The sequence below is a fragment of the Parasphingorhabdus sp. genome, assembly GCF_036963805.1.
Classification (GTDB): Bacteria; Pseudomonadota; Alphaproteobacteria; order Sphingomonadales; family Sphingomonadaceae; genus Parasphingorhabdus.
The window spans coordinates 158,487-179,106 of record NZ_JBALUN010000003.1 but is presented as its reverse complement, the minus strand read 5'-3'; the positions used below and the strand labels follow the sequence as shown (position 1 = coordinate 179,106).

Sequence of the window (20,620 nt, the reverse complement as noted above, 5' to 3'; positions counted from 1 at the left end):
TCCCAATTTTGCGCAATAGCAGGGCTTTGACGACTGCAACGATGGCAGTCCTTAAGATGGAGTAGACGACCCAATGACTTATGTTGTTACCGACGCATGTATCAAATGCAAATATATGGACTGCGTTGAAGTCTGCCCCGTTGATTGTTTCTATGAAGGCGACAATATGCTCGTCATCAATCCAAGTGAATGTATCGATTGCGGCGTGTGCGAACCGGAATGTCCTGCGGAAGCGATTCTACCAGATACAGAAGATGGTCTGGAAAAATGGCTGGAAATAAACACGAAATATTCCGAAAGCTGGCCCAATATCACGGTTAGTCGTGAGCCGCCGGCAGATGCCGACGAATTCAAAGGTGTTGAAGGCAAGTTTGAAGCCCATTTCTCTGAGAAACCCGGTCAAGGCGATTAAGCCTCGCTTGATCTGACCAAAAGCCTCTCTATATTATCTCTGCAACCAATGGTTTGCGGGCTAATAAGTTGTGCACTGCAACCATAAATTGCTTTTTTGTGACGAATCTGTTAATACTGTTGTTGGTTAGCGACTGAGCGCGGGGGTGTTCGGTCGTTATATATATGAACAAAAGGGTATTTTTCTCGGTGCTTTGAAAATTTTGACCGAGAATACCCTATTTTTCCATCGAGAAAGAAAGGCTATTTATGGCTGCGAATACGCTGTCCTTTGATGTAGGCGATTATGTCGTTTACCCTAAACATGGTGTGGGCCGTGTTATTGAACTGCAAAATGAAGAAATTGCAGGCATGCAACTGGAACTCTATGTTTTGCGCTTCGAAAAAGAACGCATGACATTGCGTGTCCCGATGAACAAGGCAGAAGGCGTGGGTATGCGCAAACTGTCTTCTGACAAGACGCTGAAAGAGGCGCTTGAGACATTGAAAGACAAACCGAAGGTCAAACGCTCCATGTGGTCGCGTCGTGCGCAGGAATATGAAGCGAAAATCAACTCCGGTGACCTCGTCTCGATTGCTGAAGTGACCCGCGATCTGTTCCGTGCTGATGATCAGCCAGAACAAAGCTATTCTGAGCGTCAGATTTTTGAAGCGGCATCTAGTCGTCTGGCCCGAGAATTGGCGGCGATGGAAGAAACCGACGAACCAGCAGCGCTAACGAAAATCCTGGAGATACTCAATATTGCAGCACCGCAATATTATGAGGTTAAAGAAGACTGATCCTAAAGATCGGATTTTCGATCCTGATACACAAAGGGCTGCCTCAGTAATGGGGCGGCCCTTTTTTTGTGGGTTAAAGCACGTCAGCCCTTCTTTGATGTCGTTGATTTCGGTTTTAGGTCCAATGATAGATATGTTTACATATAGCTTTGGCCGACAAACGTGATCCTATGGTTAATTACCTTTAAGACTCAATTTCTTTTTGCTATAACCATCATCAAGTTATTCGTTAAAACCTGAACGATTTGGGGAATTATCATCACCGTCAAACTAGATACATGGTTAGCGATATTTGCAGTTGGGATGTTGCTGGCTTCGGGTTCTTCTTACAGAGAGCGCGCGCTTTTGCCATTTGGGGGCGATGATGACACCGGACTGCTGGGTCGGGAAATTAGCGAATCGGGTTTGACTAATATAGTTTCACTTTTGGAACCAACCCCATCGCGGTTCATCCCAACGTTAATTAGCAGAGGAAACGGTACGGTTGGCTCGCGCAGGCGTAATATTTCTTCGCAAACTTCCGGAGGACCACTGACCTCTGTTGCTAACGGCAGTTCGATCGACGGGGCTAACTCGGAAGATAGTGCAATAATAGGCGCGCGCGCGGGGGCGAGCGAACAGCCTAGTTTCGCTAATGGCCTTTTGGGCGACGGCGTCGGCGGTGGATTGGGAGAAGCTGGGCCAGGCGGCGGTGTAGGTCCAGGTTTTGGAAGTCTTGGCGGTGCGCCGATTACTACGGTTGGGCTGCTCGACCCGAATGATACGACACCGACTACACCCGGGACTGATAATCCTGGCACAGTCACACCTCCCCTAAGCTCTGCAGTTCCGGAACCTAGCGTCTGGTTGTTATTTCTCTTTGGCTTATTCGCTAGTAGCGCGGCTCTTCGTCGCCAGAAGCGTCACACGGTTGCCTTCAACCAATAAGGGACCGCTGCGACTGATGGCGTCAAGCCCGACTACGGATTGATTCAAGGTTCGTGGGCCAAGAACGATTTCCAGCCCTTTCATTTCCCGATTTCCAACCGTGAGCTTGTCTATCTTGATCCGTGATAGCCGCACACGGCCATTCAGGGTTTCCATATTGCTATAAGTGCCTGCGTGCGGGAACAGGCCGATCCTCTCGGCATCGGCCGGAGCGACAATGGTTCGCGTCGCACCTGTGTCTATGGCCATATCTACAGGCTTTCCGTTGACTAGGGCGGTTACGTGAAAAAGACCATCTTGCGCCCGGTCAATTGAAACGGCTGTTGGGGCCGCCGCGTCGTGTCGAATATTCTCATCGCTTGCTAGATAAGTCGAATCAGTTTCGCTGAGGGTGTCAGGAACAACATTGCCGCCGATTTGCACCACTCCAAACAGTGAAACAATAGAAACAGTCATGAGGGCACCACGGTCGAGCATGCCTAGTCTTATGGAAACAAGGCCTAAAAAATAGGTTAGAGTTAATGGTTACCGATTTCTTTCTCTAGCCGTTTTTGTCTTCTCTTCAGCAACCAGCTAAATAAAAGACTCAAAAAACCGAGCAGCAACATGTCGTAAAGTAGTACCCGCGTGGCCCAATTGCTGCTTGATTCATTGGCGAAAATCACGCTGGCTCTCTCGGCTACTGGTATATTCGCACCAGCATACATCGACGCCACCTCGTCAGGCAAGGTGCCATGTCGCAAAATTCCTTTTGCGGAGATTGCCGTATTTGATCTGGCAAGCTTCGCTGGCACTTCAAGAAAAACAGTCACCTTAGCGGCTTTGTTCTGATTCTTTTCCTTAGCGATTGGCATGAAATAATAAGTCCGCTGCCAAAAAAGAAAGCCTTGCCGGTAGCGTGCCGTCTGCCCGATGGCGGTCACGCCACGAAGTTCTACCGGTCCTTCGGGCCCGCGCTCTGCTTCAGCAGCGCTTAATTCGCGCGTCTTCTGGTCTTCCGAGGGGAGCAACACCAGATATATCATCGTGACAAATGCTGAAAAAATAATCGCCAAACCTAACCAGCCAGTTATTTTTTTTGCTAGCGTCGTCAGGAGCAGGTTGTTGCGAAGATCTTCCGCTGCGCGATCTTCAATTTCGTCATCTGATCGGTCACGTCGGACCAGAGTCCGACCAATCCGCCAAACGAGAGCTAGCAACGCCACAAAAATCAGGATTGACGCCAGATTGAAATACAGGCCGAAAGTAGCAAACTGCCATTCACCTAGCCGGTTGATCAGCCCGGTGTACGACCACCCGCCGACGGCTGCGAGGATAAACACAACTAATCCAAGAGCCAAGGCCAAATATGGTATAGGCAGCGTGTCCCTGCCCGAAGTGCTTTTACCGCTCACTCTTGTCCCCAAAATTATAACTGTTTGTCTGCTTTAAGTATGGGCTTTTGTTCGTCCGCCGTCAATGTAGACCGGGTTTGATCGGCTAGGATTTCTGGTGATATTCGACTTACTATGTCTGGTCGGGGCTGTGTTCGGGGGATAGCAGCGATTGTATCATCCGCTGTAATCCGCGAAGGTGGAATAATCAGCAGATTGAGTTCGTCAATTTGATCATCCGGATCTGCAACAGTTTCGTCCGTTAAGGCCGCAAACGGTTCGCCATCGTCCAGTTGCACTGCTTGCACGAATGCGCGTCGGCGGCCCCATGAGCCTTTCCAACGGTAAAAAATATGTGAACCGATTTTAATCGTCTTGTCGAGCGATGGAGCCCAGTATGGCAGAACATAATTTGCGTGATAATGTGTGGACATTCCAACGGTTGGCTCCACAAATCCTGAAATGGCTCCTATCGCGATGATTCTGGCCTTGTTCCAACGATCTCGTACAGGTCGACGGGCGAGGCTCCCGTCACACGTAAAGGTAAACTGGCAGCCGGTGCGGCGTTCGGAGCCCTGATACACAACTCCGCAGATTGAACTGGGATACGCGGGATGGCGAACCCGGTTAAGGATAACCTGAGCAACCCCACGTTTTCCCTGATCAATTTCATTGCCTGCTTCGTAATAAATAGCGGAGGACAGGCAATCGATTGCATTTCGTCTACCAATTGGTAGCAGTTGGCTGGAGGGTAAGATCAGGGGGAGTGCTCGTTCGATTGGCGCGGTTGAAAATGGCAACTGTTCATTTTCTTCCGCAGCTTGTTCGGATGTTATTGGTTTGTACAATTGCAATTCGGGTTTAGGCGGTGCTAACTTCTCGCCATTAACGTCGGAGGGTGGCAGGTCGATGCGAGCGGTGTTGAGGCTTGATGGTTGCGCAAAAAACCAAAAGGCGGCAGCCGCGGCTGCGCTCAGAGTCATTCCTGCGACAATGGTCAAACGCGACCCAATATTTCGACCTTTCCAGGTCATATTATTTCCAATGCAAAATAAGCCACTTTTTATACAAGATGCGAAGTTAATTCACACCCTTTTGATGATTGAAATACTAGAGGATGCTAAATGTTCCAGATTGACACATGGCCGGTACATCGTCGCACATCAAGTGTTGGCAATATGTTTGACCTGTTCTATCAGGAATTCTTGAAATCCGCGAGGTTAGTTTGAATAGCAATTTGGCCACTATGGCCGTACATGATGATAGCAAAAATGTACCGGGCAAAACGTCTGACGGCTGGTCTTGGGGATCGGTGATCTTAATTCTGGGGCTTGTAGCCTTTTGCGCACCAACCATGAAATTTGTAATCGAGCAATCCTGGACTGGTGAAGAGGGTGCCCATGGACCTATCGTTCTAGCGACTGGAATATGGCTGCTTTTGCGTAGGTGGAAAGAGGCGCGACCATTTGTCAGTACTTCGTCCACGCCGCTAGTATGTTTGTTGCTTGCAATTTTCATCCCTTTGCAAATATTCGCCCGGATCACTCAGATCGTTGAGCTCGAGGGGTATCTGATGTACGCGACAGTGCTGATTGTCCTTTACAGTATCATCGGGCTTGAGGCTATCCGGCGACTTTGGTTCCCACTATTCTATCTCGCCTTCATTTTTCCTCCGCCGGAATCGATTATTGCATTGGCGACGGTGCCAATGAAGATATGGTTGTCGGAAGCGGCTATCGGCTTTCTTCAGTTGTTCGATTACCCGATAGGCGGGGAAGGTGTCAGAATCTATATCGGCCAATATGAATTACTTGTTGCTGCCGCATGCTCGGGGATAAACTCAATTATTTCTTTGTCAGCAATATCGCTGTTTTACATTTATATGCGCCATCAGGCTGACTGGCGTTATGCCTTTTTACTGGTGTTTTTGATTGTGCCTGTTGCGCTTGTCGCGAATTTTTTCCGGGTGCTCATTTTAATCTTGCTAACCTTTCATGCTGGGGAAGCGGCTGCACAAGGCTTCCTGCACAATTTTGCCGGAATTGCGATGTTTGGGATAGCATTATTGACCATATTCGCAGCCGATGAAGTTTTGAAACCCGTTTGGGACCGCTATATTATAAAATCCAAGGTGTCCGATTAAGATGGATAAAAAGGAACCGAACCACATCAATCAAACGAATGGCTTCAACCGTCGTCACGTTATAATCGGTGCGATTTTGGCTGGCGCATCAGCTATTGCATATACTCGGCAACCCGAGGTCGAGATGCCGGTCATGGGAGCGAAAATATTTCACGAGCTCGTGCCTAGGAAATTTGGAGATTGGACACCTTTGTCGCAAGGCGACGTTGTCTTGCCGCCGCCTGATGCGTTGCGAGACCGCCTATATGATAATCTGGTAACGCGGGTTTACGAAAAACCTGGAACCCCGCCTGTTATGTTGTTGCTTGCATATAACAACGAACAGGATGGCGTGTTGCAGGTCCATCGGCCCGAAATATGCTATCCAGTTGGAGGATTTCAACTCAGCGAGACACGCAAAATTGGGATTGCGGTTGCCGGACGATCAATCCCGGCAAATATTTTTACCGCCAAATCACCTCGGAGGACCGAACAGGTCATTTATTTTACCCGTCTTGGCGATGCATTCCCTCGCTCGTGGAGTGAGCAGCGAATTTCGGTGATGCGTGCCAATCTTGCCGGAGATATCCCTGATGGCATGATGATGCGCGTCTCTGTATTGGGGATAGACCAGCAAGAAGCCATGACAATTTTGACAGAATTTACTCGCGAATTTATTGAAGCATCACCCCACCAACTGCAAAAACTGCTGGTCGGCTGAACTGATTGAGGAGATCAAAATGTTCCATCAACTTTATCTATACGGCGGCGTGTGCTTAGCCCTTCTTTTGACTGGCTGTGACAAGAAGCCTGAAGGGCAAGTAGCGGCCGTAGTAAATGGAGACGAAATTACCCTTCAGGAAATAAATGCCGAGGTAGGGACGGTAGACATTCCTGAAGGAGTGGACAAGAAGGTGGTCCAACAAGCGGCGTTACAGCGGATTTTGGAACGACGGCTTCTCGCACAATCTGCGCGCGAGGAAGATTTGGACAAGACTCCAGAATATTTGATCCGCAGTCGCCAGCTTGACGACTCGCTGTTGGTGCAGCTGCTCGGGAAAAAGGCGGAGCGCACCTTTAAGGTACCGGATCAAAAGGCTATTGACAAATATATGTCAGAAAACTCGACGATGTTCGCAGGACGTAAAATTTTTGCTATTGATCGGATCCAATTTCCCTTTCCTGCCGACATGGAGCAACTGAAATCGCTCGAAGACGACCATTCGATGGAGGCCGTTGCATCCAAGCTGAATAATCTTGGTATTAAGTTCCAACGCGGACCTGCGCAGATCGATTCGGCCCAATTAGGCCAAAAACGGCTTGATCAGATCAGGGCACTTCCCGATGGAGAACCGTTTGTCATTCCAGAAAAAGGTTTGGTTACGGTAGCGGTAATAACGGGTGAAACGGCGGTTTCCAGTGAGGGTAAAGATATGGCACCGATGGCCATGCAAGCTATGCGAAATCAGGAATTGGCCAAGTCGCTTCAAGAGCGGCTGAAGCAAGCAAAGGCAAAAGGCGATATTAAATATCAGCCCCGATTTGCACCGCCTGCGGATGGTAAAGCGAAAGCAGGGGATACCGCGGCCAAATAGGCTGGATTGTCGCTACGACTGGTTGAGAGTTTTATCAGAGGTGCAAAAGTGCCGTCGCATCGCGAGACATTTTCTGCTTAGAGACATCTATTAACCAGATAGCTCGTTTTCATTATTGAAGCTATACCATCGGGGCAGGGTCTAGTATCTGGCTTTGGCCTTCCGCAGATATGCGACGCACGCTATCGCGATTGTCCCGATGCCGGATAATTCCAAAATCCAGTTCCAACGCCACCCGAACGCCTCACGGCCAAGAAATTGATCCACATGATGGAAGGATGCCGCGCGAGTGATTACAAATACGCCAAGAAAACTAAAGCCAAGCAGTGCTAATTTTACCGAAGCAGCTGTTTTTCGCAGAAACCAGAGCATGGCAATTCCAATAGCAATGGCGACGAGGCCCAAGCCTTTTATAAACATCAGTTGATATCTTTGGCGATCTCCATACCATCCCTGCAACTTGGCGATCTCACGAGCAATCTCGGTAAACAGGGATTGTAAATCTAGCTGCTTATTTATACCCAGAGCGACCAGTGTGATTGTTGCCGCAAGCCAAAAATACTGTTCCAGATTGGCCGCAGTCCTGATGTCGATCGATTTTACGTTGGCGGTAATTGCCGCGCGGTGGCAAAGGATAGCGGTTACAAAATATGCAACCACGGTGAACCAGCCTACCAGTGTCGGATCGCCAATTTCGGGTTCCCAATTGATCGTCATGAATTACAGCTCTGGAGTGATGAAATCGAATATGTACGCTAAAGTTAAACATTATAGCTTATTGATTGCCATGCAGACAGAGGAATCCACATGAAACTGCTTTTCGCCTTGCCGGGGTTCCACAATTATGACCGAGGCGCAGAAGTTGCATTGATGTCTGTCGCAGAGGAATTGGCCGCTACCGGTGATGATGTCACTCTGATGGGCTCGGGGCAGCCGCGACCTGGTACATCCTACCATTTTGAACACATTGATGCTCGGGCTAGGGAAGGTTTCGAAAAATGGCCGAATTTCCCGCCCTTGCGCAGCGAAACAGCTTGGGAGGATGCAAGTTTTTCGGTAAATCTGCTTCGTCGCTATAATCCATCCGAATTTGATGCCGTGGTCACCTGTTCCTTTCCCTTTACTCACTGGGCATTGCGCCGACCGGCTCGGCGTAAGCCGCTGCAAATATTTGTGACCCAAAATGGTGACTGGCCTGCTTATGAAAACCGATCAGAATATCGTACATTCTCATGTGATGGGCTGGTCTGCAGCAATCCGGATTATTACGAACGAAATCGGAAGAAGTGGAATTGCGCGCTGATCCCCAATGGAGTGGACCTTTCTAGATTTAAGCCGGGTCAGGGAGATCGCGCCCGTTTCGGTTTTCCGTCAGACAAACGAATAATCCTTATGGTCAGCGCCTTTATAGAGAGCAAACGAGTGCTCGAAGGCATCAGGGCTGTGTCCAAAATGGAGGATGCCTATCTGGTCGTTGCGGGTGATGGCCCCTTACGTAATGAAGCGCAGGCCCTGGCCGACGGGTTGATGCCCGGCAGGTTCCAGAGAATCAGTCTAACCGCAGGAGAAATGCCTTTACTGTACCAATCGGTGGATACTTTTTTGCATTTATCGTTGTTGGAATCATTCGGGAATGTGTTTCTGGAGGCTTGGGCGAGCGGTCTTCCGATCATAGCGCATGACACCGAACGGCTGCGCTGGATTCTGGGCGAATATGGCTATCTATGTGATACTGAGGATCAACCGATGCTGATCCGGACCTTAGTGGACGCACTATCGTCGGGCTGTACTGACAACAGTGTGGGCATTGATCGTTTTGCTTGGTCTACTATCGCGGGGGAATATCGAAGCTTTATCAGTGGCTTGAAGAAAATCGCCTCATCCGTTCCCTAATTTATGGAAATAGCCGATTGTCTTTTCAAGGCCTTCGCGCAGATTTTGTTCGGGTTCCCATCCAAGTTCCGTCCTTGCGAGTGAGATATCCGGCTGGCGCTGCGTTGGATCATCCGATGGTAGCGGTTGTTCCACCAGTTTTGATTTTGCGCCGGTCATTTCGATGACCAGTTCGGCGAGTTGTCGGATGGTGAATTCAACCGGATTACCTAGATTGACAGGGCCGGTGAAGCCTTCCGGGCTGTCCATTAGTCGTATCAGTCCTTCAACAAGATCATCAACGTAACAAAAACTGCGCGTTTGGGACCCATCGCCGTAAATGGTGATATCATCGCCCGCGAGCGCTTGCATAATGAAATTGGAAACTACACGGCCATCGGCTGGGTGCATTCGCGGTCCATAGGTATTGAAAATACGAGCGACCTTGATGTTAAGATTATGCTGCCGGTGATAGTCGAAGAATAACGTTTCCGCGCAGCGTTTTCCTTCGTCGTAGCAGGATCTTATACCGATCGGGTTAACATTGCCCCAATAGGCTTCGGTTTGCGGATGCTGCGTAGGGTCGCCGTAGACTTCACTGGTCGAGGCTTGGAGAATGGGGGCTCTGATGCGCTTAGCCAGACCCAACATGTTAATCGAGCCGATTACAGACACTTTGGTCGTTTGCACGGGGTCGTGTTGGTAGTGGATCGGGGATGCTGGGCAGGCCAGATTGAAGATGGCATCAACTTCAACAAATAGCGGGAAGCAGATATCATGCCGTAGAAATTCAAACCGGGGATGGCCCAGAAGATGGGTGATATTTGCTTTGGCACCCGTAAATAAATTATCTACACAAAGTACTTCGTCGCCTCGGTCGATCAAGCGGTCGATGAGATGGGAACCCACAAAACCCGCGCCGCCCGTCACCAACACGCGGCGAGTTGAAAAATAGTCGCGAGCCATAGCTGTCTCCCCCAGAAAATTCAGTCCGCATTAGACGAAGAAAACGTGCACGCAAGACTTTCTGTTCTTTTAGTCTCACAATGAAACAGTTTGGCGCAACTATACACCGACACAATCTCGGTGCTAGAGTACACGATATGCAACTTGCTTTCATGATTCTCGCTTGGCTGGTGGTCGCCCCTTTGGCGATGATTCTGCTTTATTTGACGGTCGAGGTTGGTGCTGGGCTGGCACGTTCCAGAGAAATCACCTCCTCAGTGTCTGCTAATAACTGGTCGGGTGCCGTGCTTGTGCCGGCGCACAACGAAGCTTCCGGGATAGCAACAACGGTAAAGGCCCTTCAATTTGCGGCACCAGATTGCCGGATTGTGGTTGTAGCGGATAATTGCACTGATGAAACCGCCGGCCTCGCAGAACGGGCAGGGGCCGAAACGATAATACGGTCCGATATTGATCATCGGGGTAAAGGTTTTGCTCTCGCCTTTGGCCGTGACTTCTTGGCGAAGAATCCGCCAGATGCTGTCATTGTGATAGACGCAGATTGCAGGCTGTCGGCGGGCAGCGCGACAAGATTAATTGAAAAGGCGGTAATTAGCGGGGAGCCGGTACAATCAATTAACCTGTTGGAAGCGCCGGCTTCGGCTTCGCCACTTGTGGGTATTTCCAACTTTGCGATGTTGGTAAAAAATCTGGTTCGTGCACGCGGTCTCGGGCGGATCGGCGGCGGTGTTTTGCTGTTCGGAACGGGAATGGCCTTCCCTTGGGAGCTATTTGCTAAACTTGATCTTGCTACATCGGATGCCGTTGAAGATCTTCAGTTAGGCCTATCCCTCGCAAAGCAGGGAGTTAGGGTCTCGTTCGAAGATGGTGCGCTGGTAACCAGTCCCGCGGCGTCTGTCGCTGACAGCAAGGGACAGCGTAGCCGGTGGGAGCATGGTTTTCTCCAAGCGGCTGCGCAAAACGGTTTGCCACTGCTGCTTGCAGGATTGCGCCAGCGTTCGAAGCATCTATTTACTATAGGTGCCCATATGCTGGTGCCGCCGCTGGCTATGTTGATGTTACTGTCGCTTTGTGCGCTTGCTGGCGTTGGCATAATATCGCTCTGGTCGGGCCAATTCGGCCCTTTATGGCTTCTTTTCTTCAGCTATGTAGTCGCATTGATAATATTGTTCGCCGCATGGTGGAGGGAAGGGCGCGCCGTTCTCGGTTTTCAGTCGCTCTTGCGGGTTCCTTTTTATATAGTGTGGAAAATACCGATTTATCTTGGCTTTTTCACTTCCCGTCAGACGGTCTGGAACCGGACGCGCCGAGATGGCGAGAAGCGTTGATTTTTTTTTGCGTAATCGTTTTCCATCGCCACCAGATTCCAAATATCTTCGGTCCTTCCAGTAAATAGCGCCGCCAAAGCCGGGAGGGCTCGCTGCTAAGGCGGTAAAGCCATTCCAAACCAATACGCTGCATCCAGCCGGGCGCGCGGCGCTTGGCACCGGTAAGAAATTCGAGCGATGCGCCAATACACAAGGCAACGCCGCTGGCTCTGCCGCGCATGCTTATTTCGCGGCAGATAACTTCACTTTGTGGTGCGCCGATTGCAAAAAAAACCATGTCAGCTTTTGTGTTCTCGATAAATTCTGCAATCGCTAAGCGAGCGGTAGCATTGCGGAGAATTCCCATAGGCGGCTCATGGAAAGTCCATTCATAATTGGGATAGAGTTTCCTCAGCTTCTCGTGGAGCACTGGATGGCCGCCAATCATTGCCAGATGCCATCCCTTTCTTCCTGTTCGCAACAATTCGCGCGTTATGTCGCTGCCTGGAACTGCCTCAAGCTCAAGGCCTACGCGTTTTGCTAAAAAGGAAAGGATGCGGCTGTCACATATAACCATGCCAGCACCAGAGTAGGCTTCAGCCAGCAAAGCATCGGACGATTTTTCCAACTGCACGATGTGATCCACATTTGGGGTTACTACATAGAAATAGCCGGTTTTCTGTTCTCGCTGTCGAATCTGGCGAATCGCCATTTCCTTGTCAACCTTATCAAAGGTCAGTCCGAGAAATTCGACTTTATTTCGATTGATCCCAGAATCAATTATTAGCGCCGTTGGAACCGTGCTCATCGGGTTACAAACCGACCAAATAGACCATTTGGTGCTAGTTCCCCGGGCAAAAGATCGATCCCATATCTGGTCTTCGAATCCGCGAGCCCCCTATTTGCTTGGGTAACGCAATCTGACCGCGTCTTCGTGCAAATCTCGGTATATAGACGCCAACCGCTATTTAGAGAGGGGGCGGACTGCGTCAACCGTTTGGCGGTTGCAACGGCTTCCCGCCTCTTTCCGTTCGCTAGCAACCATTCGGCATATTTGCGGGTCAGCGGCTCATTTTGCTTATTCGCATCCAATCCTTGACGGTAAACTCGGCGCGCATTGACCGGTTTGCCTAGTTTTGAATAGGCCATGGCTGCGTGCTCCCAGCTATTAACATTTCCTGGGCATTCCGAAACGGCTCTCTGCGCAAATCTTAGAGCGGCATTGGCCTTGCCGGTTTTAAGCCAAAACTGCGCCTGTGTTCCCAGCGCAGCGCAATGCGTATCGTCAAGAGCCAGAATAGATTTTGATAAGGAGTGGGCCAAGGCTTTGTTGCCGTTTAACAGAGCGATGTTTGCGCGTTCGGCATCCGCTTCTGGGCCGGACATACCGTCGATCATACGCACTGCCGTTGCTCTATCTCCGGAATCCGCGAAATAGCGGGACGCTGCGATACGCGCTTGCGACTTGCCAGATTGAATAATTTTGCTCGCAAGATCTCGATTCAGCCGGGATACTGAATATTCGCGCCAGAGATCAATGGAAGACGCGATGGTCTCGATCGACGCTTTTTTGTTGGCCAATATTGCCGCTAGAATCCCGGTAGCTTCGTTCTTTTTTCCGGTTTTGTATCGGAAATTTGCTTCGTCAACACGTATAGAAAGGTCATCCGGCTGTAATTTCCGCAAGTCGATAAATTGCTTTTCAATCTGCACTGCGTTGCGCAGTTCCCGATAGATTTCTAACCGGGTGAGCGCAATTGCCGTTGTGTTCGGACGGGAGGCCGCCTGTTTATCAAGAATTTGTATCGATTCGTCCAGTTTTCCTGCCAAAAACGATGCCCGAGCCTTAAGAACGGCTCCGCCTTCATTCTCAGCATCGGCAGCCAGCAATTTGTTAGCATATGCGTCTGCATCATCAAAATCACGCTTTATCAATGCATGAAGCCCGCGGACCAAGAGCGCATTTTCCTGATTCGGATTGAGCACAAGCAGTTTGTCAGTGGCATCAAGTGATTCGCGCCAGCGCCCAATCTGTAAACCGATCTGCGAAACAGCCTGCAACGCCTCCTGGTTCGTTGTATCAAAGGCAAGTGCTTCGCTATATGCAGAAAACGCACTTTCATTGGCGTCTGCGGCATATTCGATTCTTCCTTGGAGAATATGATATTCTGGAACGTCATCCTCTTTTGAAACGGCTTGTTTGATTGCGATTCGTGCTTCCGCAATTCGCTTTTGCTCAAGATAGGACTGCGCTTGTGCGGCTAATTTTGATGCCTCAACTTCAGAACTTGTACAGGCAGTAACCATCACAAGGACTATAGACAGCATAATCAAGGATGCGTGTCGCACCAGATAGCGGCAAAGGTAAACAGTGTAGCAAATCATAATAGGGTGCCTTATAGGGCCTCAGAACATGTGTCGACTGAAGTAAGGATATTCTGAATCTATGACCCGAATATGGTACATTCTCACGCTTGCCTTAATGGTCCCCTTCTCTTCGCAGGCCTTAGCTGAGGCAGATCCTCAGATTCAACAGTCGGCTTCTGCTGGTGTTTCAGCATATCGAATAAATGCTGGCGACGAACTGTCAATCTATGTTTGGGGGGAAGAGCGTCTGCAACGTGCGGCTAAGGTTCTGCCAGATGGGACCATTGCTTTTCCACTGGTTGGCCAGATTGTCGCACAAGGACGCCTTCCTTCAGAAATTGAAACGTTGATAAGCAACGGGCTCAAGGACCAGTATCGCGGCGAAGTGCCTCAGGTAACGGTATCGGTGGTTTCTCCCAATGGTATGCAGTTTTCGGTCATGGGCCGTGTCAAATCACCTGGTACATTTACGCCGGGCCGTTATGTAAACGTGCTCGAAGCCCTGAGTATGGCCGGCGGCCCTAATGAATTTGCTAATCTGGATAACATCCTGATTATCCGGAAAGTTGGCGATAAATTAGATAGTTTTCGCGTGCAGCTTGCCCCGCTGTTCAAAGTAGGCGCTGACGACAAGGATGTCGCGCGTGCGAATATTCAGCGGTTGGAAACCGGCGACACGGTGATTATTCCATGATTTATAAAGTAATTCATAAAGTGCGCGTCAGGCGATCCGCACTGCTGTTGGCAGCGTCATGTTCCATTTTCCCTCATGCCGCGTGGGCACAAGCAAATCAACCGCGTGCTACCGTCGATATTTCTGTTGGCGGCGTATTTGACAGCAATCCTTTCCTCCTCACAAACGGAGATTCTGCTGCTGCCGTCACCATCAAGATTGAACCAAAAGTTGTATGGGAAGACGAGAGTTCAAGCGCGCTAATTGATAGCAGTTTCCGGCTATCGCAGTATACAAACCAATATGGCAGCGATGAAGCCGCCCGTATTGGTGCTCAGGCCAGTAAACAACTGGATGAGCGTACGTCGATCTCGGCCCGTGCCGGATTTCAAACTTCACGTTCATCTTTGCAGGATTCCTTCTTTTCGAACTCCGCAGACCCTTTCGACCCCGGATTTATCCCTGACATTCCATTGACCGACGTCACGGTGGCTGGCCGCCGGGTTCGGGTGAATACATTCGATGCATCTACCGGTATAGACTATGCCCTTAGTCCGGCTGACTCGATCAGTTTCTCTGCGACGACATCTTATTCGAAGTTTAGCAATAATGCGGGTTCGGACTACCGGACCGGGTTTGGAAATTTGCAATATAGTCGCCGATTGTCCGAGCGCACGTCGATTTTTGCGTCGGTAAATGCGGGGGTAGCGGACTATATTGGCAGGAATGTCGGGGATGCTACGATCATCAGTCCCCAGTTTGGCGCCCAGTATTCGCTAAGCGAACGCATATCCCTAAATGCAAGTGCCGGGGTATCTTATGCAGCGATTGACGATGGTATCGGTGCAAGGAATAATAATACATATATTTCCGGGCGACTTTCACTTTGTGACAGAGACGTTAGAAGCTCATTCTGCGGATCTGTTTCGCGGAGTGCTGAACCTACTGCATTGGGAGGAATAAGCGCCGTAACAAGCTTGGCGGTTAATTATGATTTAAAGCTTAGTCTGAAGGACAGAGTTTCAGTTTCCGGTCGATATGGCCGTACAGATCGCAGCAGCGATCCGATATTCGCCGCAGTTCGAGGCAAGAGCGAAGTCTACGGCATACAAGCAGTTTACTCGCGATATTTCAGCGATCGCGTGTCTTTCGACGTCATTCCAAGTTTTACGAAGATTTACGAACCCTCGGTAAAACGTGATGCCAATTATTCGGTCATGGCTTCTGTTCGAGTGCGTTTAGGGAAGTTACGCTGATGGAATATCCGAAGTTTGATACATTCGAAGGCGATCAGGCCTCGGCCAGCAATTGGATCGAGCAAATACCCATTATATTATGGGAACGAAAATGGTGGATTATTGTGCCTACTTTTATTGGTATAATAGCTGCGATAGCTGCGATTTTGCTGATCCCACCGGTTTATCGGTCGAACGCGATCATGCTAGTGGAATCGTCGCAATTGCCAAGTGATGTGATCGGAATGGATGACGTTGATCTTATCGATCGCCGCGTTGCGCGGATTCGACAGCAGATCACATCCCGGCCCGACTTGATTGCTCTGATTGAACAGTACGGGCTCTATACTTCAGAGCGCCGGTCCAGGCCACTTTCCGAAGTAATTGAAAATATGCGGGAGGCTATTAGCCTTACGCCAGCGGAAGCGAATATTTCTGGTAACAGCCGGGATCAGCGGACAATCGCATTCGAGCTGGCGTTTAATTATGATCAGCCAGTGCAAACCCAAGCTGTTGCTCAGGACTTGATGAACCGTATTTTGCAACTGGATGCCAGCGGAAATGTGGAGCAGGCAACCAATACTGTGCAGTTCCTGACCGATCAGGCAAAGGGTTTGGAAACCCAGATTAACGATCTGCAGGGGCAAATTGCGCAGATCAATGCACAAAATGGGGGTGTTTTATCCGGTGGCGCTATGGTCATTGGCGGAAATTCGGGTAGTTATGATGTCCAGATCGCGGCGTTGCAGCGCGATAATCAATCTTTGCTCCAGCAACGAAATATTGCGCAAACTAGCGATACTCGCGACCCTGTAGTTAGCGCCGCAGAACAACGACTGGCGGCAGCGCGAGCGGTCTACTCAGAGACGCACCCCGATGTGGTGATCGCTAGACAAAACTTAGTGCAGGCGCGCGAGCTGGCAAAAAGCAACACCAAGAAAATTCCGGTCGATTCGATCGATCAGCAAATTGCGTTTAATAATTCGCAGATTGCTTCATTGCGATCAGCAAAGGCCGGAGAAATGGCACAAGTGAATTCTCGTCTCGCTGCACAATCGCGGGCGCCGTTAGTGCAGCAGCAGATTGGCGAGATCCAGCAACGCTTGACTGCGGTAAATCAGCAATATGATGAGGTTCAAGCTCGGTTAATGGCTGCTAATGCGGGAGTTCGAGCCGAAGATGAACGTATGTCGGAACGTTTATCGGTCGTTGAGCCTCCGGTAATTCCTGACAGCCCAAGCTGGCCGGATCGTCTAATTCTAGCGGCTGCCGGAATCGGTGGAGGCTTAGCAATTGGCTTTCTGTTGGCCTTTGCGATTGAGCTGTTCCTTCGGCCGATCCGTGATCCGGCAGCTCTCCATAAAATTGCCGGAGTGGCGCCACTTGGAATTATACCATTGATCGAGCCAAAGCCCACCGCCAAGCGCGGCACCGGTCGTTTCCCCTTTTTACGTCGATAAGACTGCGATTATTTTAGAAGGCTATTTATGTCCCAAGCGGATCTCACAAAAATGTCTGAAAAAGCGGCAATTCGAGTTGATGAATTGCCGATCTTTGCTCCCGATCTTGATGCTGTTCACGAATACCAGTTTATTGGATTGAACAATCGCGACAGTAGATCGCGTCCGTTCCACCTGTTGCGGACCACTCTTTCGAAGCGATTGAAAGAGAAAAACTATCGTCTGGTTGGCATTACTTCCGCGACACCCGCCGCGGGCAAATCATTCCTTTCTATGAATCTGGCCGCATCGCTAGCTCAAGTAGTTGATGACCCTGTTTTTCTGGTCGATCTCGATTTACGCAGAGCATCGCTTGCTCGGGATATTGGTCTGGATGTAAATCGGGGAATTAGCGATTTTTTGACGGGTGACGTCTCGGATTTGCCTTCTATTGCTATTCGTATCGAAGGATCTAACCTAACCCTGTTCCCGACCAAGCGTGTTTCAAATAATACGGCGGAACTGGTGTCAGGCACAAATTTTGATCATTTGATCAATTCATTGCGTGAACAGACTGGACAATCGATTATATTGTTCGATTTGCCACCGGCCTTTGCGAATGACGATACCATGCTCATTCTTGAGAAGCTCGATAGCTACATCATGGTGGTGGATAGCGGAGAAACCAACCGCAGGCAGGTGCAGGACATGCTAGTCATGCTTGATCCGGTGCCCTGCGCCGGTACCATATTGAATCGCTACCGCGGCGGTTTTGGGGACAGCTATGGTTACGGATATGGCGCATCGTCTTATACAAAATATTACGACTGATTTGGATCATAGCTTAGCTGAAGTCTGAATATGCGGAATTGAGCAGAGCCTGAACTGCCGTCAGTGATATTTTTTTGGGTTCGATATGGAAGAGTCTTGAGCGACCAATAGCCTCCGAGTCCCCAAGGAGATTTTCAACGATAGAATATTGGGGGCGGAGGGCATAATCGTCGAATAAAATTTGTGTTGTTTGTTTTTGCTCGATAGCGGCCTTCACGACGCACAGGCAGCATGCAACCCGGAAGCGTCCATCGACCAAAACAAGATCAGGAAATCGGTTGGAAGTCTTAATTATCGCAGGTCCAGTCTCGGGATAGAATTTCCACTTTTGAAGTGCCCCAACCGTTTTGAATCTCCATAAGGGGTAACCCCAGTCCTCTACACGGCCGATGTCGACTGCTACTATTTTCGTGAGATTGTCATCAGGCAGTGCTGCCCGCACGGCGTCGGCGTAAGCTCGGTCGCTCTCAATGCTGATCGTTGGAACCTGAGCATCAGCTGCTAACAGTGTCGAAGCACCGGTCCCATATTCCAGATAAGATTTCGAAGAGCGGATGCGATTTCGGAACCATTTTTCGGTTTCTGGATCAAATGCAGGTTGGCGTCCAATCGGCGGATGCGATTGGGGCATCAGAAGTTTGCGCAAATAATTGCGTGAAGAACGAAACTGAATGACTAAAGGTCGGAGGAATGCCTTGATTTTCATATAGCTGATTGATTTACACCATCCTGTGCCAATACCAACCATTTGGTTGGAATTTGTTGCCCGAGACTCGTTATTCGAGTAGCCAAAACCTCAAATGTAAAAATAGAATGATATTATAGACGATGACTTTACCCCATCTCAACTCCCTATGGGTCGGCCCCAGGCTCGACTATCTGGAGCGTCTTTGTATTGCTTCGGCAAAAGCGACCGGCCATGAATTTACTTTGTGGAGCTACGATCCCGAGAATCTAGATGGTGTTCCGGAGGGAACAGACCTCCGTGATGCTGCCGAAGTGATGCCGCAGGAAAGGCTCCTGCGTTATCGGGACAGTGGCTCGGTTGCCCTTGGTGCAAATTTGTGGCGGATCGAGATGCTTGCCAAAGGTCTTGGGTGCTGGGTTGATATGGATTTTATTTTCCTTAAACCTTTTGATTTTGGTTCCGATTATCTTTTTGGATGGGAATATGAAAACTGGGTTAATAACGCGGTTTTGCTAGCGCCAGCCGATTCGCAGATGGTCGATGACCTTCAGTCCATCCCGAGAACCAATATGTGCCCACCTTGGTGGGGGCCCAAAAACCGCCTGAAATTTTACTGGAGACGGTTTAATGAAGGGCCGATAGAATTGGAGGATTACCCTTGGGGCACCTTCAGTGCAGGTCTCGTGACGCACGCAATCAAACGCAACAAGCTGAAGGATAAGGCACAGTCACCCGATGTTTTCTATCCCGTTCGATGGAAAGATGCGCGAAAATTATACGAGCCTGCCGAAGTGGTTGAGGCGATGCTGACCGATAGAACCCACGCCGTCCATATGTGGCATTCACGGCTCGAAGGCCTGAAAGACCGGCCACCACCGCCAGGAACTTTTATCGATAAAATGTGCCAGCGCTATAATGTGAGCCCAGATTGACCCGCATAAAAATTGTTTTTACGCACTATTGTCGCTCAGCGGCCCCAAAGATTTTCAGCGTCAGTTACGGAAGGCGGTCATGTTAGTTTCGCTTTGTATAATTGCCATGAATGAGCAGGATACGATTGCCGGGCTAATTAGGAGCGTGGCTGAGCAGACGGTGCTGTCTGAAGGCTATGATTTTGAATTCGTGGTCGTCAGCAATGGTTGTACAGACAACACGGCGCAGGTTGCACAAGCTGCTCTGGAAGAGAGCTTTGGTGAGACCAGCGTCCGCATTCGCGTCCACGATACACCCGATGCCGGTAAATCACGATCATGGAACCTTGCGGTTCATTCGATACTCGATGCTGCCACCGATATCATCGTATTTATGGATGCTGATATCGAGCTGATCGATGCAAATGTTATCCGCGATCTCGTTTGGAAATTGGCGAATGAGGAGCGCTTATCGGCGGTTTCGGGTTGGCCAGTAAAAGATATTGCCAAAAAATCTAGTAAGTCACTGATCGACCGCTTTTCGTTAAAAATTTCGAGCCAGACGCCAGCCCCCCATTCGATTAATGGTTCGCTTTATGCTGGCCGGGCAAAGGAGTTGCGGAAAGCTTGGCTCCCGGTTCCTACGCCGGGAGAAGATGGTTTCCTGTCAGCGATGCTGCATACTGAGGGATTTTCTCAGGCAGCACAGTTTGAGCGTATCCAGCGGTTCGATCGGCCTACCCATTATTTTGAAGCGCATTCCATATCCGGGTTTTTCCATCACGAGCAGCGTATGACGATCGGCACAACGGTCAACGGATGGCTCTGTGAAAAATTCTGGGCAGAAGAACATGTCCGTCATATCGGTCCGGTCATCCGTGATTTCAACGAGAATGATCCGCAATGGGTGAACAATGTCGTTGCAAGCAAAGTTGCGGGAAAAACCTGGGCGTTGCCGCCCCGGCTGCTGACTTGGCGCCTACATAATCTTCGAAACGCCGGATTTATGAAGGCGGCCGCGAGGGTGCCATTTTCGATCCTTGCGACACTGCTGAACATTTGGCCATGCATCCAGGCAAACCGGGCATTGAAACGACAGGGTTCGGCCAGCATCTGGTAAAAA

22 protein-coding genes are annotated in these 20,620 nt (G+C 49.8%); 14 read left to right on the top strand and 8 right to left on the bottom strand.

Annotated features, from left to right (window positions below; all coding sequences use genetic code 11):
- The first annotated feature begins 73 nt into the window (after window positions 1–73).
- The 3 genes from fdxA (at window position 74) to V7676_RS10785 (ending at window position 2,118) form a co-directional block, all read left to right on the top strand.
- Window positions 74–412: a ferredoxin FdxA gene (fdxA, locus tag V7676_RS10795; RefSeq protein ID WP_335659717.1), complete on the top strand. Its 339-nt coding sequence runs from the start codon at window positions 74–76 to the stop codon at window positions 410–412.
- Window positions 413–660: 248 nt separating this feature from the next.
- Window positions 661–1,191: a CarD family transcriptional regulator gene (locus tag V7676_RS10790; RefSeq protein ID WP_335659716.1), complete on the top strand. Its 531-nt coding sequence runs from the start codon at window positions 661–663 to the stop codon at window positions 1,189–1,191.
- Window positions 1,192–1,494: 303 nt separating this feature from the next.
- Window positions 1,495–2,118, top strand: a complete 624-nt coding sequence (locus tag V7676_RS10785; RefSeq protein ID WP_335659715.1) for a PEP-CTERM sorting domain-containing protein — start codon at window positions 1,495–1,497, stop codon at window positions 2,116–2,118.
- On the opposite strand, the gene V7676_RS10780 is transcribed toward V7676_RS10785, so the two are convergent.
- The 3 genes from V7676_RS10780 to V7676_RS10770 all read right to left on the bottom strand — a co-directional run bounded on the left by V7676_RS10780 (window position 2,056) and on the right by V7676_RS10770 (window position 4,525).
- On the bottom strand, window positions 2,056–2,574 hold the full coding sequence (locus V7676_RS10780; protein ID WP_335659714.1) for a retropepsin-like aspartic protease family protein: 519 nt from the start codon (window positions 2,572–2,574) through the stop codon (window positions 2,056–2,058). The genes V7676_RS10785 and V7676_RS10780 overlap by 63 nt on opposite strands.
- A gap of 62 nt (window positions 2,575–2,636) precedes the next feature.
- Window positions 2,637–3,512, bottom strand: coding sequence for a hypothetical protein (locus V7676_RS10775; RefSeq protein ID WP_335659713.1), 876 nt, complete (start codon window positions 3,510–3,512; stop codon window positions 2,637–2,639).
- A gap of 14 nt (window positions 3,513–3,526) precedes the next feature.
- The gene (locus tag V7676_RS10770; protein ID WP_335659712.1) at window positions 3,527–4,525 is read right to left on the bottom strand and encodes a cell wall hydrolase; all 999 of its coding nucleotides are present in this window, start codon (window positions 4,523–4,525) and stop codon (window positions 3,527–3,529) included.
- A 212-nt stretch (window positions 4,526–4,737) separates the two neighbouring features.
- On the opposite strand from V7676_RS10770, the gene xrtV reads away from it, so the two are divergent.
- Genes xrtV through V7676_RS10755 form a run of 3 tightly spaced genes read left to right on the top strand, consistent with a single transcriptional unit; the run spans window position 4,738 to window position 7,208 of the window.
- Window positions 4,738–5,634, top strand: a complete 897-nt coding sequence (xrtV, locus tag V7676_RS10765) for an exosortase V (RefSeq protein WP_335659711.1) — start codon at window positions 4,738–4,740, stop codon at window positions 5,632–5,634.
- A 1-nt stretch (window position 5,635) separates the two neighbouring features.
- Window positions 5,636–6,334, top strand: a complete 699-nt coding sequence (gene epsI / locus V7676_RS10760) for an exosortase-associated protein EpsI, V-type (protein ID WP_335659710.1) — start codon at window positions 5,636–5,638, stop codon at window positions 6,332–6,334.
- A gap of 19 nt (window positions 6,335–6,353) precedes the next feature.
- Window positions 6,354–7,208 (top strand): hypothetical protein, encoded by an 855-nt coding sequence (locus V7676_RS10755; protein ID WP_335659709.1) that lies wholly within the window; start codon window positions 6,354–6,356, stop codon window positions 7,206–7,208.
- A gap of 141 nt (window positions 7,209–7,349) precedes the next feature.
- On the opposite strand, the gene V7676_RS10750 is transcribed toward V7676_RS10755, so the two are convergent.
- Window positions 7,350–7,925, bottom strand: coding sequence for a hypothetical protein (locus V7676_RS10750; protein ID WP_335659708.1), 576 nt, complete (start codon window positions 7,923–7,925; stop codon window positions 7,350–7,352).
- Window positions 7,926–8,015: 90 nt separating this feature from the next.
- On the opposite strand from V7676_RS10750, the gene V7676_RS10745 reads away from it, so the two are divergent.
- Window positions 8,016–9,101 carry a glycosyltransferase family 4 protein gene (locus V7676_RS10745; protein WP_335659707.1) on the top strand — a complete coding sequence of 362 codons (1,086 nt, stop codon included), beginning with the start codon at window positions 8,016–8,018 and terminating at the stop codon, window positions 9,099–9,101.
- On the opposite strand, the gene V7676_RS10740 is transcribed toward V7676_RS10745, so the two are convergent.
- Window positions 9,087–10,046, bottom strand: a complete 960-nt coding sequence (locus tag V7676_RS10740) for a UDP-glucuronic acid decarboxylase family protein (RefSeq protein WP_335659706.1) — start codon at window positions 10,044–10,046, stop codon at window positions 9,087–9,089. The two genes, V7676_RS10745 and V7676_RS10740, sit on opposite strands and share 15 nt — an antisense overlap.
- A gap of 137 nt (window positions 10,047–10,183) precedes the next feature.
- On the opposite strand from V7676_RS10740, the gene V7676_RS10735 reads away from it, so the two are divergent.
- On the top strand, window positions 10,184–11,374 hold the full coding sequence (locus tag V7676_RS10735; protein WP_335659705.1) for a glycosyltransferase family 2 protein: 1,191 nt from the start codon (window positions 10,184–10,186) through the stop codon (window positions 11,372–11,374).
- Here V7676_RS10735 and V7676_RS10730 read toward each other — a convergent pair.
- Both V7676_RS10730 and V7676_RS10725 read right to left on the bottom strand, forming a co-directional pair.
- A complete protein-coding gene (locus V7676_RS10730; protein ID WP_335659704.1) occupies window positions 11,319–12,065 on the bottom strand; it encodes a WecB/TagA/CpsF family glycosyltransferase in 747 nt (248 codons plus the stop codon). The genes V7676_RS10735 and V7676_RS10730 overlap by 56 nt on opposite strands.
- Window positions 12,066–12,157: 92 nt before the next feature.
- Window positions 12,158–13,681, bottom strand: coding sequence for a tetratricopeptide repeat protein (locus V7676_RS10725; RefSeq protein ID WP_335659703.1), 1,524 nt, complete (start codon window positions 13,679–13,681; stop codon window positions 12,158–12,160).
- Between the two features lie 118 nt (window positions 13,682–13,799).
- On the opposite strand from V7676_RS10725, the gene V7676_RS10720 reads away from it, so the two are divergent.
- From V7676_RS10720 to V7676_RS10705, 4 genes are read left to right on the top strand one after another with little or no spacing between them, the layout of a single operon-like run.
- Window positions 13,800–14,414: a polysaccharide biosynthesis/export family protein gene (locus V7676_RS10720; RefSeq protein ID WP_335659702.1), complete on the top strand. Its 615-nt coding sequence runs from the start codon at window positions 13,800–13,802 to the stop codon at window positions 14,412–14,414.
- Window positions 14,411–15,649 carry a hypothetical protein gene (locus V7676_RS10715; RefSeq protein WP_335659701.1) on the top strand — a complete coding sequence of 413 codons (1,239 nt, stop codon included), beginning with the start codon at window positions 14,411–14,413 and terminating at the stop codon, window positions 15,647–15,649. The genes V7676_RS10720 and V7676_RS10715 overlap by 4 nt, the downstream gene beginning before the upstream one ends.
- A complete protein-coding gene (locus V7676_RS10710; protein ID WP_335659700.1) occupies window positions 15,649–17,088 on the top strand; it encodes a GumC family protein in 1,440 nt (479 codons plus the stop codon). Before V7676_RS10715 ends, V7676_RS10710 begins: the two co-directional genes overlap by 1 nt.
- A gap of 27 nt (window positions 17,089–17,115) precedes the next feature.
- The gene (locus V7676_RS10705) at window positions 17,116–17,898 is read left to right on the top strand and encodes a CpsD/CapB family tyrosine-protein kinase (RefSeq protein ID WP_335659699.1); all 783 of its coding nucleotides are present in this window, start codon (window positions 17,116–17,118) and stop codon (window positions 17,896–17,898) included.
- 13 nt (window positions 17,899–17,911) lie between these two features.
- Here V7676_RS10705 and V7676_RS10700 read toward each other — a convergent pair whose 3' ends face one another.
- A complete protein-coding gene (locus tag V7676_RS10700) occupies window positions 17,912–18,604 on the bottom strand; it encodes a hypothetical protein (RefSeq protein WP_335659698.1) in 693 nt (230 codons plus the stop codon).
- A 122-nt stretch (window positions 18,605–18,726) separates the two neighbouring features.
- On the opposite strand from V7676_RS10700, the gene V7676_RS10695 reads away from it, so the two are divergent.
- Together V7676_RS10695 and V7676_RS10690 are read left to right on the top strand one after the other, a co-directional pair.
- Entirely contained in the window at window positions 18,727–19,518 is a 792-nt protein-coding gene (locus V7676_RS10695; RefSeq protein WP_335659697.1) for a hypothetical protein, read from the top strand.
- A gap of 79 nt (window positions 19,519–19,597) precedes the next feature.
- Window positions 19,598–20,617, top strand: a complete 1,020-nt coding sequence (locus V7676_RS10690; RefSeq protein ID WP_335659696.1) for a glycosyltransferase family 2 protein — start codon at window positions 19,598–19,600, stop codon at window positions 20,615–20,617.
- Window positions 20,618–20,620 lie beyond the last annotated feature (3 nt).